The 16,519-nt window shown below is 42.3% G+C and carries 21 protein-coding genes; 17 read left to right on the top strand and 4 right to left on the bottom strand.

Features of this window, described 5'->3' with window-relative positions; all coding sequences use genetic code 11:
* The first annotated feature begins 222 nt into the window (after positions 1–222).
* The 16 genes from DB398_RS05600 to DB398_RS05525 all read left to right on the top strand — a co-directional run bounded on the left by DB398_RS05600 (position 223) and on the right by DB398_RS05525 (position 11,262).
* A complete protein-coding gene (locus DB398_RS05600) occupies positions 223–801 on the top strand; it encodes a hypothetical protein (RefSeq protein WP_108423417.1) in 579 nt (192 codons plus the stop codon).
* Positions 802–1,213: 412 nt separating this feature from the next.
* Positions 1,214–1,618 carry a hypothetical protein gene (locus DB398_RS05595; RefSeq protein ID WP_108423416.1) on the top strand — a complete coding sequence of 135 codons (405 nt, stop codon included), beginning with the start codon at positions 1,214–1,216 and terminating at the stop codon, positions 1,616–1,618.
* Between the two features lie 126 nt (positions 1,619–1,744).
* Positions 1,745–3,211, top strand: a complete 1,467-nt coding sequence (locus DB398_RS05590) for a hypothetical protein (protein WP_108423415.1) — start codon at positions 1,745–1,747, stop codon at positions 3,209–3,211.
* A gap of 151 nt (positions 3,212–3,362) precedes the next feature.
* Positions 3,363–3,860 carry a hypothetical protein gene (locus tag DB398_RS05585; RefSeq protein WP_108423414.1) on the top strand — a complete coding sequence of 166 codons (498 nt, stop codon included), beginning with the start codon at positions 3,363–3,365 and terminating at the stop codon, positions 3,858–3,860.
* A 40-nt stretch (positions 3,861–3,900) separates the two neighbouring features.
* The gene (locus tag DB398_RS05580) at positions 3,901–4,443 is read left to right on the top strand and encodes a DUF1579 family protein (protein WP_108423413.1); all 543 of its coding nucleotides are present in this window, start codon (positions 3,901–3,903) and stop codon (positions 4,441–4,443) included.
* 56 nt (positions 4,444–4,499) lie between these two features.
* Positions 4,500–4,697, top strand: coding sequence for a VOC family protein (locus DB398_RS05575; RefSeq protein WP_199913353.1), 198 nt, complete (start codon positions 4,500–4,502; stop codon positions 4,695–4,697).
* Positions 4,694–5,200 (top strand): hypothetical protein, encoded by a 507-nt coding sequence (locus tag DB398_RS05570; RefSeq protein ID WP_159076328.1) that lies wholly within the window; start codon positions 4,694–4,696, stop codon positions 5,198–5,200. The genes DB398_RS05575 and DB398_RS05570 overlap by 4 nt, the downstream gene beginning before the upstream one ends.
* A 207-nt stretch (positions 5,201–5,407) precedes the next feature.
* Positions 5,408–5,941, top strand: a complete 534-nt coding sequence (locus DB398_RS05565; protein ID WP_108423411.1) for a DUF2975 domain-containing protein — start codon at positions 5,408–5,410, stop codon at positions 5,939–5,941.
* 3 nt (positions 5,942–5,944) lie between these two features.
* A complete protein-coding gene (locus tag DB398_RS05560) occupies positions 5,945–6,151 on the top strand; it encodes a helix-turn-helix domain-containing protein (RefSeq protein ID WP_108423410.1) in 207 nt (68 codons plus the stop codon).
* A 191-nt stretch (positions 6,152–6,342) separates the two neighbouring features.
* Positions 6,343–6,774, top strand: coding sequence for an EthD family reductase (locus DB398_RS05555; RefSeq protein ID WP_108423409.1), 432 nt, complete (start codon positions 6,343–6,345; stop codon positions 6,772–6,774).
* A gap of 240 nt (positions 6,775–7,014) precedes the next feature.
* Positions 7,015–8,733, top strand: coding sequence for a tetratricopeptide repeat protein (locus tag DB398_RS05550; RefSeq protein ID WP_108423408.1), 1,719 nt, complete (start codon positions 7,015–7,017; stop codon positions 8,731–8,733).
* A gap of 87 nt (positions 8,734–8,820) precedes the next feature.
* Complete coding sequence (locus tag DB398_RS05545) at positions 8,821–9,147, top strand: DMT family transporter (protein ID WP_108423407.1); 327 nt, start codon at positions 8,821–8,823, stop codon at positions 9,145–9,147.
* Positions 9,148–9,166: 19 nt separating this feature from the next.
* Positions 9,167–9,562, top strand: coding sequence for a DUF1801 domain-containing protein (locus tag DB398_RS05540; protein WP_108423406.1), 396 nt, complete (start codon positions 9,167–9,169; stop codon positions 9,560–9,562).
* A 26-nt stretch (positions 9,563–9,588) separates the two neighbouring features.
* A complete protein-coding gene (locus DB398_RS05535) occupies positions 9,589–9,954 on the top strand; it encodes a DUF2200 domain-containing protein (protein ID WP_108423405.1) in 366 nt (121 codons plus the stop codon).
* Between the two features lie 102 nt (positions 9,955–10,056).
* Positions 10,057–10,638 (top strand): PepSY domain-containing protein, encoded by a 582-nt coding sequence (locus tag DB398_RS05530; RefSeq protein WP_108423404.1) that lies wholly within the window; start codon positions 10,057–10,059, stop codon positions 10,636–10,638.
* Between the two features lie 42 nt (positions 10,639–10,680).
* The gene (locus tag DB398_RS05525) at positions 10,681–11,262 is read left to right on the top strand and encodes a TMEM175 family protein (RefSeq protein ID WP_108423403.1); all 582 of its coding nucleotides are present in this window, start codon (positions 10,681–10,683) and stop codon (positions 11,260–11,262) included.
* A gap of 7 nt (positions 11,263–11,269) precedes the next feature.
* On the opposite strand, the gene DB398_RS05520 is transcribed toward DB398_RS05525, so the two are convergent.
* Positions 11,270–12,667, bottom strand: coding sequence for a M28 family peptidase (locus tag DB398_RS05520; protein WP_108423402.1), 1,398 nt, complete (start codon positions 12,665–12,667; stop codon positions 11,270–11,272).
* Entirely contained in the window at positions 12,667–13,548 is an 882-nt protein-coding gene (locus DB398_RS05515) for a PPK2 family polyphosphate kinase (RefSeq protein ID WP_108423401.1), read from the bottom strand. The genes DB398_RS05520 and DB398_RS05515 overlap by 1 nt, the downstream gene beginning before the upstream one ends.
* Before the next feature lie 176 nt (positions 13,549–13,724).
* Between DB398_RS05515 and DB398_RS05510 the strand changes: the two genes are divergently transcribed.
* Complete coding sequence (locus DB398_RS05510) at positions 13,725–14,432, top strand: hypothetical protein (protein ID WP_108423400.1); 708 nt, start codon at positions 13,725–13,727, stop codon at positions 14,430–14,432.
* 5 nt (positions 14,433–14,437) lie between these two features.
* On the opposite strand, the gene DB398_RS05505 is transcribed toward DB398_RS05510, so the two are convergent.
* Entirely contained in the window at positions 14,438–15,601 is a 1,164-nt protein-coding gene (locus tag DB398_RS05505; protein ID WP_108423399.1) for a sigma-54-dependent transcriptional regulator, read from the bottom strand.
* Between the two features lie 12 nt (positions 15,602–15,613).
* Complete coding sequence (locus tag DB398_RS05500) at positions 15,614–16,471, bottom strand: DUF6268 family outer membrane beta-barrel protein (RefSeq protein ID WP_234416079.1); 858 nt, start codon at positions 16,469–16,471, stop codon at positions 15,614–15,616.
* Positions 16,472–16,519 lie beyond the last annotated feature (48 nt).

The following is a 16,519-nucleotide window of genomic DNA, read 5'->3' as shown; positions in this document are numbered from 1 at the left end:
AGGCATGGGAATTGTAAGGTTTTGGCTCCATTACGGCCTTTGGTCAATGCAAAATGTTCCATGGAAAATTAGAAGTAGGTAGAGAACAACGTGGCATATTTGGTTTATGACAATTCTCGGCAAAAAGTGTATAATAACTTTGTTATAAATATCTTACACATCAAAAAAACCATTATTTTGGTTGAACAGCCGTTACCAACAAACTGACAAAAATACTCTCAATTGAAAACCAAACAACCATATCTGAAAGGGAAATCTGTTTTTATAGTTTCATTACTTGTAATCGGAATTACAATTCTGACTGTTCATTTGACTGGAGTAAATTATAATCGGAGTTTGACTTCCAATCTATATTTGTCACTTGGAATTATAGCAACCGCGTTGTTTCTCTTTATGACTTATGGACTTTACTTTGGAATGGGAATGATTGACAATTTTCCAAAATTTAAGGATTTTAAAAGTGGAAATTTCATAGCAAATAGCGGAACTGGACCAACTATGGAATTACCATCTGTTGGAGATGGAATTGGCGGACTGATTTTGTCGATTTTGCTATGGATTGTAATGTCGATATTGTTTGTGGTATTGCTAATAGTTTTGGAAGTCATTTTTTGGTTTTCACTATTTATAATTTTGGCAATGCTTTACTGGATTTTCTTTAGAGCGTTGAAATTTGTTTTTAATAAATCAAAAGATACAAAAGGAGATATTGGAATTTCAGCAGTTTACTCGCTGACTTATACTCTACTCTATGTGGGATGGATATTTGGAATTGTTTATCTGACCGAAATAATAAAATAAAACCAGTTGTCAACAACTATAATTCCTTACTCCTTACTTTCCCATCGAAAAGTCCTCGCAAATTTGCTATCTTCAGTTTACGGCGGAAAATCCTTATGGATTTTCACGCAATGAAAACATAGACAAACCGTTGTGCGAAAGCTGAAAACCGAGAATAATTGAGAAAAACGATTTACATAATTACCTTGATAATACTAATAATCGGAATTCCATTATTTGAATTTATGGCTTTTAATTCAATGGTAAGTTTAAAGTACGAAACACGTGAATTGACAAATTGTATCTCACTGGTTTCAGGAATTGACTTATGCAAAGCAATAAGAACCTTTCACATTTTGGCAATTCTTTGCGGACTGACATTTATAGGACTTTTGATTTATAGAAAACGGATTTTAAGAACGGCTGAAAAATTATGATTTCAATTCTCTTGTTAATTCCGTGGATAATATTTGGATTTAAAAATCCGAGTAAAAATTTCATTGGACTTAATCAAACAAAAAAGTCGCTGACTTTACTTTTAGGAATTGAAATCGCCTTTTTTCTAGTTCTCTACTTGACTTTACCAGAACCGACTTCAAAAATTGCGGGACTTCAAAGTTTTTCGTGGAATTATTTTATGTTGTACTACGCAAAAGGAATTGTCCCAACTTGGTTAATTGGAGAATCTATTAACGGAAATTTGGGAGACAAAATTGACTTAAATTATCAATGGATATATTTAATTGTAAGTTTAATAATGGACTATTTGATTTTATTAATAATAAGTCCGAGAATAAAAATATTGTGGAATAAAAAGCCAGCACACAACAATGTATAACCGCAATTACGGCGGATTCGACTAGGTCCGAATACACTCGGAATTGCTAACGTCTGTGCTAAACCGAAAATCATCAACTTTAATCCCGTAACTGACGGTTATACAAGACCGTTGGCAAACATACGAATGAAACAAATTGCTTTAATATTATCATTCTTACTGTCTTTAAATCTTTTTGGACAATCAAAATTTGACCAAAACAAGATTTCGAGCAAAACAGATAAAATTGTTCAGAAAATAGCAAATGTCAATGAATTAATGGGTTCTGCGGTTTCTATTGGTGGAACAAGACCAAAACAATATGATAATTTTGTGGAATTAGAGAAAAAAGCTTCTAAAGAAGAACTATTTGAATTAACAAATCATCCAAATGGAGTTGTACGTTCATATTCGTTTTGGGCATTGTCACATAAAAAGAACATTGACTTATTTCAAATAATTAAGAATCATCTGAATGACGATGAACTAGTGAGTACAATGTTTGGTTGTATTGTAAGTAGAGAAAAAGTAGGCGATTTTTTTATAAGTGTTGCTACGCCAGAATACATTGATTTAGATTCGGACAAAATGGACTCTAAAGAAATGAAAGAATTAGATAGCCTTTTAATATTTCAACCAAACAATTTATCGGCTCGATTTGATGCTATTAATCGAGCTGAACCAACTGAAAGTTTATACCCAAAAATTCGTGAACTTGTCATTAATGAAAAGAATCAAAGTGCATTGGTAACTTTGGCTAAATATCAAAAGGAACAAGACATTGATATCATAAAAAACTTTCGAGACGAAACAGATAAAGATGAAGGCGGATATTTTTTCACATATAAAGCCATAAGTTATTTTCCAAACCCGAAATTCTTCCCATTTTTAAAATCACAACTTCAAAAGACATTAGATAATACGCATTTTAGTAATGAATGGACACAATTATACAGAGCAATTGCAAGCTACAAAAATGAAGAGGCTAAAAATCAATTACTAATACCTTTTACACAAGTTGAACATAAGCATATTAGAAAGTATCATTTGAATATGATTTTTTCCGCATTAAATGAATTTCAATGTGAGAACTATGAAGAAATTCTATGGAAACTATGGGACGAAGAAAATAAAATTTCACCAAAAGTCTTCGAGTATTTAAGTGGTCTAAATTCAAGCAGGGTATTTGAATTGACAAAAAAAAGTATGCAAAACCCTAATGAATTGGACATTGCGAATTTCAGTTTTGACAATCTTGAAGAAACAAAAAGCTTGAACGAACAAATGCTGGACTTAATAATAGATAAAGATAGAGATTTTGGATTTCAGTTAATCAGAGAGAACATCACAAAATCAAATGTTCATAATTTTCCCTTATATGCAAAAAAGGCATCTGAATTTAAAGACAAATCATTTGTAAAACCACTTATAGAAATATTAGAAACGGAATGGAATGCACATATTTATCTATCTGCCACCAAAGCGTTAATATCTTATAATAATCAAGACATTAATAATCAGATTTTAAGTGCGAGAACAAAAAATGAAAACTTGAGAAAGGATTGGGGTGGAAAAGCTTTTGACCAACTACTCGCTGAAAACGGAATAAAATAAAAGTACGTTTGCTAACAACGTATATAAAAAATAGCGGTTTTAATGCTTAAACGAAATATAAATAATAAAACAAAGGTCAGCGATAATCCGAAAAGTTAGTTCTTAAAATCCGCTACTTTTCATATACAAGACCGTTGGCCAGAATTTTAAAATGAAAATTGGAAATAGGGAATATCAAATAAAATCATCTGACTTCCGAATTGTAACTCCCGATTTACATTTGAATATAGAAGTATGGTCAGACAAACCTAAAACATGTTTCCTAGGAGAACCAATTTTTATCGAGAACCCAAAAAACTTAATGGACAACTACGAAATTGGCATTCCAAACCCGCAAGTTGATTTAATGGACTCAACTCTGTTGGAAAATGATATTGATTTACACTTTAATAGCCTACAAATCGAATTTGACAACATAAATTTATTTCAGATTTCCAATGTTAAGATAAATGGCATTACAAGGGAAAATGAAAAACTGGCCATAAACACTAAAACTCACTTCAGCGGATTTGAAATATGGAAAATAGGTAATTTTTTGAAGTTGCAATTAGACTTTGAAAAATGGTTAGAAGACGCCCAAATCCAATATGATGTAGAAGATGATAAAATAAACGGAATCATATATTTAAAGATAAAAAACAGAGGCTAACAATATCCACAAGTTGACCGCAATTAAAAAACCAAGAGGAATGCTCAAAAAAACAATACTATTCATCCTACTAATTCAATCATCCATTATGGGCGCACAGGAAAAAGATCCTTGGACAGTGTATATGACACCGTCTTCCATCCACGAATCATTTGCAAAATACGAAGGGGAATTTCAAATGGAAATTGAAATGAACGGGCTCAATGAACCTATGGTCATCAGCTCTTCCCACGCCATGATCTTGGGTGGTCGGTTTTTGGAATTGAAACAAAAGGGCAAAATGATGGGAATGGATTATGAATCGATTTTTACCATCGGCCATAATACCATTGACGGTAGCATTTCAATGACCACCCTCACAAATATGGGAACAGGGACTTTGGCCCTCAATGGCGAATGGGATGAAAACACAAATACTGCAACGCTTTATGGAAAACTGACCAATCCTGTTTCCAAAAAAACAATCAACGTAAAACAAACCCTTGAGTTTATCGATGAAGATACTTTTCTGATCCAAAGCTTTGACCAAGAGGAAGATCAACCAGAAAAGAAAACGGTGGAATACCGATTTGTTAGAATATAAAATACTGTCTATGATCAGCAGTCAAAAAACAGACAGGTAACAGAACCATTCCGCAAATGAAAACATACAAACCTGACCATTATAATTCCCTTTCGCCCTATTTGATCGTGGACAATGCCCAAAAGCTGGTCGACTTTCTGATGATGATCTTTGATGCCAAAATCTTAAGGCGCTTTGATCATGACAACGGGAAAATTGCCCATATCGAACCAAAATCAATACAACAACAACCCAATAAAAAAACACCGAAATGAAAGCAACATATTTAATAGTAGGCCTTTTGGTCGGGGCAACCGTAAGTTTTTTCCTGACCAAATCTTTTGTAACACCAAGTGCACAAAACGAGTTGACCCATACCGAACCGGTGGAGCAAGATACCTTATCTGCTCCATCACCATGGAATTGGCCCGAAACTTTGGATGCCGTGAAAGCCGCACCTGATGGGCATCAAATTGTGTATGAGGACGACTCGGTCAGGATCCTGAAAGTAATCCTGGAACCAAACCAAGTAGAGCCCGTCCATACCCATCAATGGAAAAGCATAATGTGGTTCACAAAGGCCACCCCGATGACGTATTACAGCTATGACCAAACCCATGAAGACCTTGTGGTCAAAGACAGCTTTGCTATTCCTCAAATGCCGCCCGAAGTACTGGACCATGGCGATGCCGTGGATGCCGAAGGGCCCCATGCGGTCAAAAATAGCGGCGATGCCGATGGAATTGCCTACCGTGTGGAATTCAAGCAGGCGTTGTAATCCATGGCAGAGTTGACGCTCAACTCATAAGTCACATTAAAACCCCACAAGCCATTCCCTTGCCCCAAGGAAGATCTGTTAAGGCCCTACAAGACCTTGACTGGTACTGTTCTTTTTTATTTTAATCATTAAAAATAAAATATTTATCATTTATCAATAAATATTTATCTATATTTGACTTCATTAAACAATTAAAGTCATCTATATATGAAAACAAAAAACTTGGTGTTCAAGGGAATGAAGATCATTTCTTGGATCATTTTTGTTGGCTTGTGCGTAGAAGCCGGGGCCTTGGTGGTAAACTTTATCTTTAGTCTGTTCAAACCGGAAGCTGTCCAAAATCTCTATCAAAAATTGGACATGAGCGACGTCTACCAAAGCAGCAAACTCATCTTTTTGGGCATGTATGGGTTTATTTTGACCATCGCAATATTGAAGGCCGTAATGTTCTACATCGTGATTGTGCTGGCCACGAAGATTGACCTGTCAAAACCATTCAACCATTTTGTTTCCAAAAAGATCTATAAGATCTGTTACTACACGTTCTCCATCGGGCTATTGAGCTTCATTGCACAACGGGCCACCAAACAACTGGAACATGATGGTTTTACAATGGACAGATTGAACCAATTTTGGCCCGATAGCGAGGCATTCATCCTGATGGCAGCCGTAATCTATATCATCGCCATCATTTTTGAAAAAGGAGTGGAATATCAAGACGAACTGGAAGAAACCGTATAGACCATGGCAATTATTGTAAACCTTGACGTCGTGATGGCAAAACGCAAAATGTCGCTCAACGAACTCTCCGAAGCCGTGGATATCACCTTGGCCAACCTTTCCAAACTGAAAACAGGCAAGGTAAGGGCCATCCGGTTCAGCACCCTCGAGGCCATCTGTGAAGCCTTGGACTGCCAACCCGGTGACCTGTTGGAATTTTCCAAGGGTTAAAGTCTGAACAGCTTGACAATCCATAAGTTACTTTGGGGTTTTCTGACCAAAAATGTCCACTAATCGAAAAAAGTGAATGCTTTTTGACTAATTTCATACCACATGAAATCCAACTGAAGCATCATAAAAAAATGTGATCAGCTTCAGAGCACGATCAAAACAAACGGTACAGCAACTACAATCAATTCAAAATGACGAACAAGATCAAATTTTTCCTGCCCCTTTTTGCCCTAATGGCCCTATTCGGTTGTAAAACGGCCCAACTTGAAAGTCCACACCTCCAGAACGGAACGTTCAAAGTGACCATACTGTACCCCAACGGGGAAGGTTCCACTTTTGACATGGACTATTATGAAACGAAACATATGCCCATGGTGGCCGGTTTTTTGGGTGAAAACTTGAAGTTCTACGAAATCGACAAGGGCATTTCCGGCAGAACGCCCAATGACAAACCTCCCTTTGCGGCCGTGGGCTACTTCTACATTAACAACATTGAGGAATACGGAAAGGCCATCTCCGAACATAGGGATGAAGTGATCAATGACTTTAAAAACTATACCAATATCCAACCCGTGGTTCAGATAAGCGAGATCAAGCAGGTAGTGTACCCTACAAAAAATTGAAGCTTGGACCGGCCAAATAAGTAAAAACATTGGTTGTCCCAACCTTAAAAAGCCCTGTTGCCATCAGGGCTGATATGACCTTGGCCCATCTCTGCAAAAAAACATCTTACATTCTGGTATTGAACGTTATACGGAATCACTATTTTCCTATCTTTAGGGTAAGCTCCCCAAAGAAAAGTCCCCCGATAACAGCCGTAACCGACCAAGGCCATTCACCTTGTTCCCATAAAAGCAGACTGTATGAAAAAGTACATCAATTTGGCCATGCTCCTTGTTTTTGTATGTGGTTGCAAAGATTCGGACAAGAAGCAAGAAAAACAGCTGGTCACTTCCAGCATTATGTGCGCTCCCGTAACCACGGACAAGGAGTGGTACAAAAGTGAAAAGAAAGCTCCCTTATTTGACGGCCTTGGCGATTGGCGGTTCACCATATCCACCAAGGACACCTTGGTCCAAAGGTATTTTGATCAAGGGCTTGTCTTGGCCTACGGCTTCAACCATGCCGAAGCTGCCCGATCGTTCTACTACGCCACAAAATTGGATACCACCTGTGCCATGGCATTCTGGGGCTATGCCTATGTATTGGGGCCCAATTACAATGCCGGAATGGAAAGTGACAATTACGAACGTGCGTATGATGCCATCCAAAAAGCCCTCGAACTATCCAAAAACAATACAAGCGAAAAGGAGATCGCGCTCATTGAAGCCCTTGCCCAAAGGTATGTCAAAGAACCTGTGGACGATCGATTGCCGTTGGACGTCACCTATGCCACGGCAATGAAGACAGTACACGACAACTACCCCGATGATGCCGATGTAGGGACCCTCTATGCCGAATCCGTCATGAACCTTCATCCCTGGGATTTGCAGGACAAGGAAGGGAAAGATAAGGAATGGACACCGGAGATCATCTCTGTCTTGGAAAATGCCCTTACGGCCCATCCCGACCATCCAGGTGCACATCATTTCTATATTCACGCAGTGGAAGCGTCCAGCACACCAGAGCGCGCCTTGAACAGTGCAGAGGCATTTGACCAAGGACTTGTGCCCAATGCAGGCCACTTGCTGCACATGCCCTCCCATTTGTATATCCGGACGGGCGACTACCACAAAGGTACCTTGGCCAACATACAATCCATAAAGGTGGACAGTGCCTACGTGACCGCCTGTAATGCCCAAGGCGCATATCCACTGGCCTACTATCCACACAATCAGCATTTCATGGCCGCCACGGCCACCTTGGAGGGCAACAGCAAATGGGCCCTATATGCCGCCGATGCGCTCCAGAAAAATGTGAACCTAAAATTGATGGCCGAACCTGGCTGGGGCACCGTTCAACATTACTACACCATTCCCTATTACGTTTATGTCAAGTTTGGCAAATGGGACCATATCCTATCGATGGAAAATGAACGTCCCGACCTGGATTACCCGACCGCCATTCTACATTATGCGAAGGGAATGTCCTATTTGGGCAAGGGCGATACAAAAGCGGCCAAAAATGAACTCCAAGCTTTGGAAAAAATCGCTATGAAGGAAGAACTGAAGGACATTACCATATGGGATATCAACACCGTGTACGAACTCGTACAGATTGCCCACAAGGTCCTCAAGGCCGAAGTGCTTGCCCAAGAAAGCAAACATTTGGAAAGTATTGCCCTTTTGAAGGAAGCCGTTGTCCTTGAAGACGGACTGAACTACAACGAACCACCTGATTGGTTCTTTTCCGTGCGACATTATTTAGGGGCGGTACAATTGGATGCAGGTCAATACCAAGAGGCCGTTGAGACCTATAAGCAAGACCTGTCCCATTTGCCCAAGAATGGATGGGCATTGAAAGGGCTGGGGTTAGCCTATTCAAAACTGGGCGACCTTCCCAATCAGAAAGAAACGGAAAACCACTTTAAGGAAGCATGGATGACCGCCGATACCGAATTGGCCTCTTCCATCATAAAATAAATCCAAGCGGACAAAATCGTATATTCATGCCCCAATGATCGGTCCAACCCATCCAAAACTGATGGAAACAGACCAAAAGCCTCAAAAATGAACTGGATATTATTGACCATTGCCGGATTGTTTGAAGTTGCCTTTGCCTTCTGTTTGGGCAAAGCAAAAGAAACCTCAGGGAATGAAATGTACTTATGGTATGTTGGATTTCTAGTGACCCTCTGCCTGAGTATGGCACTACTGATCAAAGCGACCCAGACCTTGCCCATTGGTACCGCCTATGCCGTATGGACAGGAATCGGGGCCGTGGGAACAGTGCTCGTGGGAATTTTTGTGTTCAAGGAACCGACCACCTTTTTGAGACTCTTTTTTTTGACTACTTTAATTGCATCAATAGTGGGACTGAAGGTAGTGTCCCATTGAACCGATAACTTTTGCACCTATGACAAACCCGGAAATTCAGGCCTACAATGATGGACAAGAAACTTTGGACAGGGAAATCTGCAACGTCCTTGCCATCACCATCGATAACGGATTGCCCGAATCCGAGAGCAAAATATGGCACGGACACCCCGTCTGGTTCTTGGATGACAATCCCATAGTGGGCTACAGCAAACAGAAAAAAGGCCTCCGTCTCATGTTTTGGAGCGGTGCCAGTTTTGAAGAAGCAAAACTGGACGTTAGAGGGGAAAAATTCAAGGATGCTTCCATTTTCTATACCTCTGTGGACGAGATCCAAACAGAAGACATTGTCCGGTGGTTGGAAAAATCAAAAGAAATACAGTGGGACTACAAGAACATCGTCAAAAGAAAAGGACAACTGGAAAGATTGAAATAATTGGGACCTAACCTATATTCCAAGATATGAAAACAACACCTGAACATGACCAACGGATTGCAAAAATGACATTTTCCTCTGTCTATCCGCATTATGTCACCAAAGTGGAGAAAAAGGACCGGACAAAGGAAGAACTGCACCAAGTGATCGAATGGTTGACCGGTTTTGACGACAACAAACTTCAAGAACTCATCAACGGGAAGGCAACCTTTGAAACGTTCTTCCAAGAAGCAACACTGAACCCGAATGCCCACCTCATCACGGGAACCATCTGTGGCTACCGGATAGAGGAAATCGAAAACCCATTGACCCAACAGGTGAGGTATTTGGACAAATTGGTGGACGAATTGGCCAAAGGCCGCAAGATGGAAAAGATCCTTCGAAGCGCCTAAATCCCTTTGAAAATGGCTCTTACAATGCTCATTGGGCCGCTTTAGCCTTTCACAAATTTTGTCGATCTTTAGCGGGTTGTTCGCATAAACCCCACATAACGGATGGACAAAAGAAAAGCACAGGCCAAGACATTGCGGGTCTTCAGAAAAGTACACAGAACCACCGGCGCATTGTTGTTTGTCTTTTTCTTTTTCATTTCTATTTCTGGACTCATTTTGGGCTGGAAAAAAAATTCCAATGGCAAATTGCTCCCCAAAACGCAACAAGGTACATCGTCCGATCTAAAGGATTGGCTTCCGGTGGACAGTCTCCACACCCTCGCCATCGGTGCTTTACAAAACAGCATGTCCCCGGACCTATCACCAGAACTGGACCGAATCGACATCCGAAAAGAAAAAGGTTCCGTCAAATTTGTTTTTGTGGACCACTATGCGGAAATCCAGTTGGATGGTGCCACAGGAAAGGTGCTTTCCATCGGACAAAGAAGATCGGATTTTTTGGAAAAAGTGCATGACGGCTCCATCTTGGACCGCTATCTTGGGACCGATGGCATCATAAAACTCGTCTATACCAGCGTGATGGGCATTTCGTTGCTGCTTTTCACCATCACAGGTTTTTGGCTATGGTATGGACCAAAACGAATGAGAAAAGAGGCAAAAAGAAACGTACAGGCCCTAAGCTGACCTGTATGGAACCATAAAAAACACGAACCAAAATTTACTGTTATGACCAAAGGAAGAATGGAAGCGTTCAGCGATGGTGTTCTGGCCATCATCATTACCATCATGGTATTGGAAATCAAAGTGCCCCACGACGGGGAAGGTTTTGAGGCACTGGCACCTTTATTGCCCGTTTTTTTGAGCTATGTGCTCAGCTTTATTTATCTGGGCATCTATTGGAACAATCACCACCATATGATGCATACCGTGAAAAAAATCTCTGGAAAATTACTTTGGGCCAACCTTCACCTCCTGTTTTGGCTTTCCTTGATTCCCTTTGTGACCGGCTGGATGGGAGAAAACCATTTTGCCAAGGAACCCATGGCGCTTTATGGGCTGATCTTGCTAATGGCGGCCATATCCTATTTCATCCTCCAAAACATCATCATAAAATCACAGGGCCATGATTCCCTTTTGAAACATGCCGTAGGAAAGGACATCAAGGGAAAAATGTCCCCCGTGCTGTACATCATTGGAATAGCACTGGCTTGGGTAAGTCCTTGGGCATCCGGGCTCATGTATGTGTTGGTGGCCCTGATGTGGCTCATTCCCGACAAAAGAATCGAAAAGACGTTGCAGCAGGAATAAACCTGTGTTATCCCTTTACTTTCTTTGAGGGAATGGTACCGTACTTATCAATGAGGTAGACCAAACTGGCCATGGTGGCCGCCCCCAGCTCCAGTTCACGTTTGTTCACATGCTCAAACGTGTCGTTTTCGGCATGGTGATGGTCAAAATAGCGCTGCGTGTCGGGCCTAAGTCCCACTAAGACCATGTTTCCATCTTTTAGGGGGCCGATGTCCGCTCCTCCTCCACCTTTATCGAACATATGGATCAGATAGGGCTCGAAGAGTCCTTTCCATCCTTGGATCTGTTCCAGATTTTCTTCGGATGCATCAATGGTGAAGCCTCTGGGGGTAAAACCACCTGCATCACTTTCCAACGCAAATACATGGTTTTCTCCCTTGCCCTTGGCCACTTCTGCATATTTGTTGCCGCCCCGCAACCCATTTTCTTCATTCATGAACAGCACCACCCGCAGGGTTCTTTGGGGCTTATACCCTGTTTCTTTCAACAACCTGAGCACATCCATGCTCTGTACGCAGCCAGCACCATCGTCATGTGAACCATCCCCTAGGTCCCAAGAATCCAAATGGCCTCCCACGACCATGATTTCATTGGGATAGGTACTTCCCTTGATTTCCCCGATCACATTATAGGATTGCACATCATCGAACTGTTTGCAGTTCTGTCTAAAATAAAATTTGATGTTCGGGTTGAGCTTGAGCGTGCCACTCAACAGTTCGGCCCCTTTGGTACTGATGGCCGCAGCCGGTATTCTTTGGTTGACGGGCATGTCACCATACCCCATGGAACCTGTATGGGGATAGTCGTCCAACCGAAGGTTCATGGACCTGACAATGACGCCCACCGCTCCAAATTTTGCCGCTTCGGCCGCTCCCGAATAACGTTGGTCCACACAGCCGGAATAGGATGCGAACGTATTGATCAAGGTAGGGTCCATTGGGCGGTTATAAAAAACAATCTTGCCAGCTATCTTTTCCTTGCCCAGTTTCTCCAGGTCCTCTATGCCATTGACTTCCACTACGCTTGCCTTTAGACCGCCATCTGGGGTGGCCACGGACCCGCCCAAGGCACATATCGGCACATTGGTGGTCAATCCTGGTTTCGTCTCAAAGTAGGCAAATTCCGCAGTGCCCCTCATCCATTTGGGTACCATGACGGGCTGAAGCCACACACGGTCCAGTCCCAATGAGTCCAATTGTCCCTTCGTATACTCCACGGCATGCTGTGCCTGTACGGAACCTGAGAGCCTCCCTCCTATTTGGTTGGACAAATGGTCGAGCCAATCGTAGGCCTTTCCATTGGTCAATGCCTTGTCATAAATGGCCTTGATCTGTTTTTCGTCTTCAGTCTGTGAAAAAAAGGGGGTACTTGCCAATAAAAGGGCCAAAAGTAGGACTGTTCTCATTAGGTTTCTTTTTCCAGTTCTTGCTTAAAGGTTTCTAAATTAGCCTTTATTTCGTCGTCGAGCTCGGGTTCCTCTATATCTTTGTACTTTTTTAACGCTTCCAGCATGATGGACGCCACGATTACCCTCGCGGCCTCTTTGTTGTCCGCCGGGATGATGAACCAAGGGGCATGTTCCTTCGAGGTTTTGGAAAGTGCTTCCTCATAGCATTTTTGATAAGCATCCCACAACCTGCGTTCCTTCAGGTCACCCGGGGAAAATTTCCAGTTTTTTTGTTTCAATTCAATTCTACGCAACAAACGTTGGCGTTGCTCTTCTTTGGAAAGGTGCAGGAAGAACTTGAAAATAATGGTCCCATTTTTGGCCACGTGCTCTTCAAAGGCATTGATTTCTTGATATCTTCTTTCCCAAAAGGCTTCATCAATGTCCGCAACAGAAGTGATATCCGGCAGGTTTTCGCCCAAAATATATTCAGGCCGCACCTTGGTGACCAACACGTTCTCATAATGGGTCCGGTTGAAAACGGCAAATTTTCCACGTTCGGGAAGGGCGATATAATGCCTCCAGAGATAGTCATGCTTCAGCTCAAGGGAAGTGGGTACTTTAAAACTATGGACCACCACGCCACGCACATTGAAATCCTTGAAAACCTCCCTGATCAAGCTGTCCTTGCCGGCCGTATCCATTCCCTGCAGGCAGACCAACACTCCGTATTTACCGTGGGCATATAGGGTGTCCTGAAATTCACCGAGATCTTTTCGGATATCCTCCAATTCTTTTTTGAGCTTCTTTTCCGATGCCCCAAGATCCTCATAGGTATCTTCTTTGTCTAGTTGGATATCTGATTTGACGAGATATTTTTCTGTTCTGATTTTTTCCATAGGAATGAATATAATCTTTTTTCCCCACTCCTTCGATCTTCCAAAAAGCGTCTTTCACCGATGGTTTTTGCCATTGGTAGTTTTTGGTCTCTTTTTATCGATCTTATTCTTCGCCAAAACACCCTTGTCCTAACTTAGTGACCATCGAAAGCGCAACGTCCCAAATCTATCGCGTTATGAAAACCAAAAAGACTATCTTATTGATTACCTTGGCATTGGGCCTTATCGCCCTCTGGCTGATGTCTTCCTTCTCTGCCCCGAATGCCTGTGCCTACGCCAATTCCAATCTGGAATATATCAAAAGTAAAATACAGGCGGCCGTCACGGCAAATGACCTTAAAATGGCCAAGTACCATGCCTACAAAGCCTTGAACGGTATTGAAAAAACCAAGGCAAACTTTGTGGACTGTGGTTGTACGGGTACTATTGAAAGCTTGGAAAAAGCGTTGTCACAACTCAAGACGGCAACAAAATCCGAATTCCTGGAGGATTCCAAACTGGCCTTGCACAGGGCGTTGGAGAACACCATCATCGGGATCAAGGTGCTTCGGGTCTTTGAACATGAATCGTCCAGTCCATATGGCAACGATTTCCTGTCCATGAACACCAAGGAGCTTCTCGACGGACCAAAATGGCTGTCTCCGCCCCATAGCGGCACCATAAAGGAACAGGTACACGAGTGTCTTCTGGAGTTTGAAACGTCTTTGGAGAAAGTGGTGACCGATGTGGATTGCGCCGAGGCAAAAAGGTTTGTCATGAACATTCACGAGGAATCCCGATTGATATTGCTCAATACAGGGCTCTCTGACTATAAAAAACAGTACCACCAAAGGGTAAAAGTGCTTTCCCAAGCGGCTCTTCAAAAAATTGGTGATTGTAAATAAGGTGTTTATTTACTGGCAAACAGCTTTACGTCTTCTTCGGACACTTCCTTTCCGCCGAGAATGATCAGACGCTCCACCACATTGCGCAGCTCACGGACATTCCCTGTCCAATCATAGCTTTTGAGGAGTTCCAAGGCCTTTTTGGAAAAATTCTTTTGTGCAGTTCCCTGTTCGGAGGCTATTTTCTCCGAAAAATAGGTGATCAGCAAAGGAATATCGTCCCTTCTATCATTCAAAGAGGGTACTTTGATCAATATCACTGCCAATCGGTGGTAAAGGTCTTCCCTGAACCTGCCTTCCTCGATCTCCTTCTTCAAGTCCTTGTTGGTGGCCGCTAGCACACGCACATCCACCTTGATGTCCTTGTCCGACCCTACCCTTGAGATTTTGTTCTCCTGCAGGGCGCGCAATACCTTGGCCTGTGCGGAAAGGCTCATATCCCCTATCTCATCCAAGAAAATGGTGCCTTTATTGGCAGTTTCAAACTTACCGGCCCTGTCCTTTACCGCGGAGGTAAATGCTCCTTTCACATGACCAAACAGTTCGCTTTCTATCAATTCCGATGGTATGGCAGCGCAGTTGACCTCTATGAACGGTGCGGAGGACCGTTGGCTCTTTTGGTGCAGCCAATGTGCCACCAGTTCTTTACCAGTTCCATTGGATCCCGTGATCAGTACCCTGGCATCGGTGGGGGCCACTTTTTCTATCATGTCCTGAATGATGCCAATTTCCTTGCTCTCGCCCACCATTTCATAGTTCTTGGAGACTTTCTTTTTCAGGATGGTGTTCTCCACGACCAGTTCCTTTCGGTCCAAGGCATTTCGGACCGTGGTGAGCAACCGGTTCAGGTCTGGGGGTTTGGAGATATAGTCAAAGGCACCCATTCGCATGGTGTTGACCGCCGTATCAAGGTCGCCGTGTCCCGAAATCATGATGAAGGGAACTTCGGGCTTTATCCTTTTGGCGGCCTCCAGCACTTCCACCCCATCCATTTTTGGCATTTTGATGTCGCAGAGGACCAAATCGAAGTCTTCCTTTTTGATGATTTCTATCCCGGACAGCCCATCTTCAGCTTCCTGGACTTCATAGTCTTCGTTTTCTTCGGCCAATATCTTGACCAATACCCTTCTGATTGCCGACTCGTCTTCTATCACCAAAATCCTTGACATATTTTTCTTTTTTTAAAAAATTCCAATCTTGAACCCTGTTCTAATATAAAAATTTGAATCGTCATTGAACACAAATACCTCGCCACGTTCCCTGTTTCTCAACTTTCCTTCTTGAAACAGGGTGCTCCCTGCAAGGGCAAAAAAGGAAATGTTCTCCGTGAGATTGTACTGATAACCAATAGTTCCCACCAAAGAGTTGAAAGAGATCCTTGACGCTACCAGTCCATTGTCCAAAACGATGTTTCGCTGGAGGTTCATAAAATAGCCATCCAAGAACAGTGCCAATTCCAAACTGTGCTTTTCATTGATATGGTATTTTACATTGGATTTGGGAACACCCACCACATAGGACCAGTCTGGATGGAACCTTCTGTAATAGTGGATCAAGGGCAAGGGAACAGGTATTCCCGTTGTGCTGTTATAGGTAAGCCCCAATACGATTCGAAAGGGTTTATCTGCATTGGGTTTCTCTTTCCAAAATGCTGCGGAGGCATTCATGAAAAGATCGTCCCTGACCACTCCATCCAATAAATTGGAGGCCACTCTTGGGGTCAAGATACCGACCAGGTTCCAGTTCTCGTTCCATTTTTTGACAAGGCCCACATTAAAATCAATGATATGGAACCTGATCATTTCTTTTTTATCAAAAGGAAGGTCGGCCGAATATCCCATATCAAAACGGTTATACTCGCCGCCAATGACCAGATACTCTTTTTTCTCGTTCAGCTTGATGGGGAAATTGATCAAGGCCTTGTAGCGCTGCGTCTTCACGCCGGTATCATTTACAGGAATATTGAGATATTCCAACCTGAAGATATCGGTGTTCTGTGCCCGGACCAGCTGTCCAAAAAGTATTGCAAAAAGGACCAACAGTCCTGCTTTTGCAATTTGATGTTTTCTATTTTTTATATCGCTTTC

The sequence above is a fragment of the Flagellimonas amoyensis genome (assembly GCF_003058265.1).
GTDB lineage: Bacteria > Bacteroidota > Bacteroidia > Flavobacteriales > Flavobacteriaceae > Flagellimonas > Flagellimonas amoyensis.
This window is presented reverse-complemented; position numbering and strand designations above follow the sequence as displayed.

What these genes read in the sequence shown, in the direction of transcription:
- DB398_RS05595 (WP_108423416.1), top strand. Translation starts at nt 1,214, where the DNA reads ATGATTTCAATTCTCTTGTTAATTCCGTGGATAATATTTGGATTTAAA.
- DB398_RS05590 (WP_108423415.1), top strand. Translation starts at nt 1,745, where the DNA reads ATGAAACAAATTGCTTTAATATTATCATTCTTACTGTCTTTAAATCTT.
- DB398_RS05585 (WP_108423414.1), top strand. Translation starts at nt 3,363, where the DNA reads ATGAAAATTGGAAATAGGGAATATCAAATAAAATCATCTGACTTCCGA.
- DB398_RS05580 (WP_108423413.1), top strand. Translation starts at nt 3,901, where the DNA reads ATGCTCAAAAAAACAATACTATTCATCCTACTAATTCAATCATCCATT.
- DB398_RS05575 (WP_199913353.1), top strand. Translation starts at nt 4,500, where the DNA reads ATGAAAACATACAAACCTGACCATTATAATTCCCTTTCGCCCTATTTG.
- DB398_RS05570 (WP_159076328.1), top strand. Translation starts at nt 4,694, where the DNA reads ATGAAAGCAACATATTTAATAGTAGGCCTTTTGGTCGGGGCAACCGTA.
- DB398_RS05565 (WP_108423411.1), top strand. Translation starts at nt 5,408, where the DNA reads ATGAAAACAAAAAACTTGGTGTTCAAGGGAATGAAGATCATTTCTTGG.
- DB398_RS05560 (WP_108423410.1), top strand. Translation starts at nt 5,945, where the DNA reads ATGGCAATTATTGTAAACCTTGACGTCGTGATGGCAAAACGCAAAATG.
- DB398_RS05555 (WP_108423409.1), top strand. Translation starts at nt 6,343, where the DNA reads ATGACGAACAAGATCAAATTTTTCCTGCCCCTTTTTGCCCTAATGGCC.
- DB398_RS05550 (WP_108423408.1), top strand. Translation starts at nt 7,015, where the DNA reads ATGAAAAAGTACATCAATTTGGCCATGCTCCTTGTTTTTGTATGTGGT.
- DB398_RS05545 (WP_108423407.1), top strand. Translation starts at nt 8,821, where the DNA reads ATGAACTGGATATTATTGACCATTGCCGGATTGTTTGAAGTTGCCTTT.
- DB398_RS05540 (WP_108423406.1), top strand. Translation starts at nt 9,167, where the DNA reads ATGACAAACCCGGAAATTCAGGCCTACAATGATGGACAAGAAACTTTG.
- DB398_RS05535 (WP_108423405.1), top strand. Translation starts at nt 9,589, where the DNA reads ATGAAAACAACACCTGAACATGACCAACGGATTGCAAAAATGACATTT.
- DB398_RS05530 (WP_108423404.1), top strand. Translation starts at nt 10,057, where the DNA reads ATGGACAAAAGAAAAGCACAGGCCAAGACATTGCGGGTCTTCAGAAAA.
- DB398_RS05525 (WP_108423403.1), top strand. Translation starts at nt 10,681, where the DNA reads ATGACCAAAGGAAGAATGGAAGCGTTCAGCGATGGTGTTCTGGCCATC.
- DB398_RS05520 (WP_108423402.1), bottom strand. Translation starts at nt 12,667, where the DNA reads ATGAGAACAGTCCTACTTTTGGCCCTTTTATTGGCAAGTACCCCCTTT.
- DB398_RS05515 (WP_108423401.1), bottom strand. Translation starts at nt 13,548, where the DNA reads ATGGAAAAAATCAGAACAGAAAAATATCTCGTCAAATCAGATATCCAA.
- DB398_RS05510 (WP_108423400.1), top strand. Translation starts at nt 13,725, where the DNA reads ATGAAAACCAAAAAGACTATCTTATTGATTACCTTGGCATTGGGCCTT.
- DB398_RS05505 (WP_108423399.1), bottom strand. Translation starts at nt 15,601, where the DNA reads ATGTCAAGGATTTTGGTGATAGAAGACGAGTCGGCAATCAGAAGGGTA.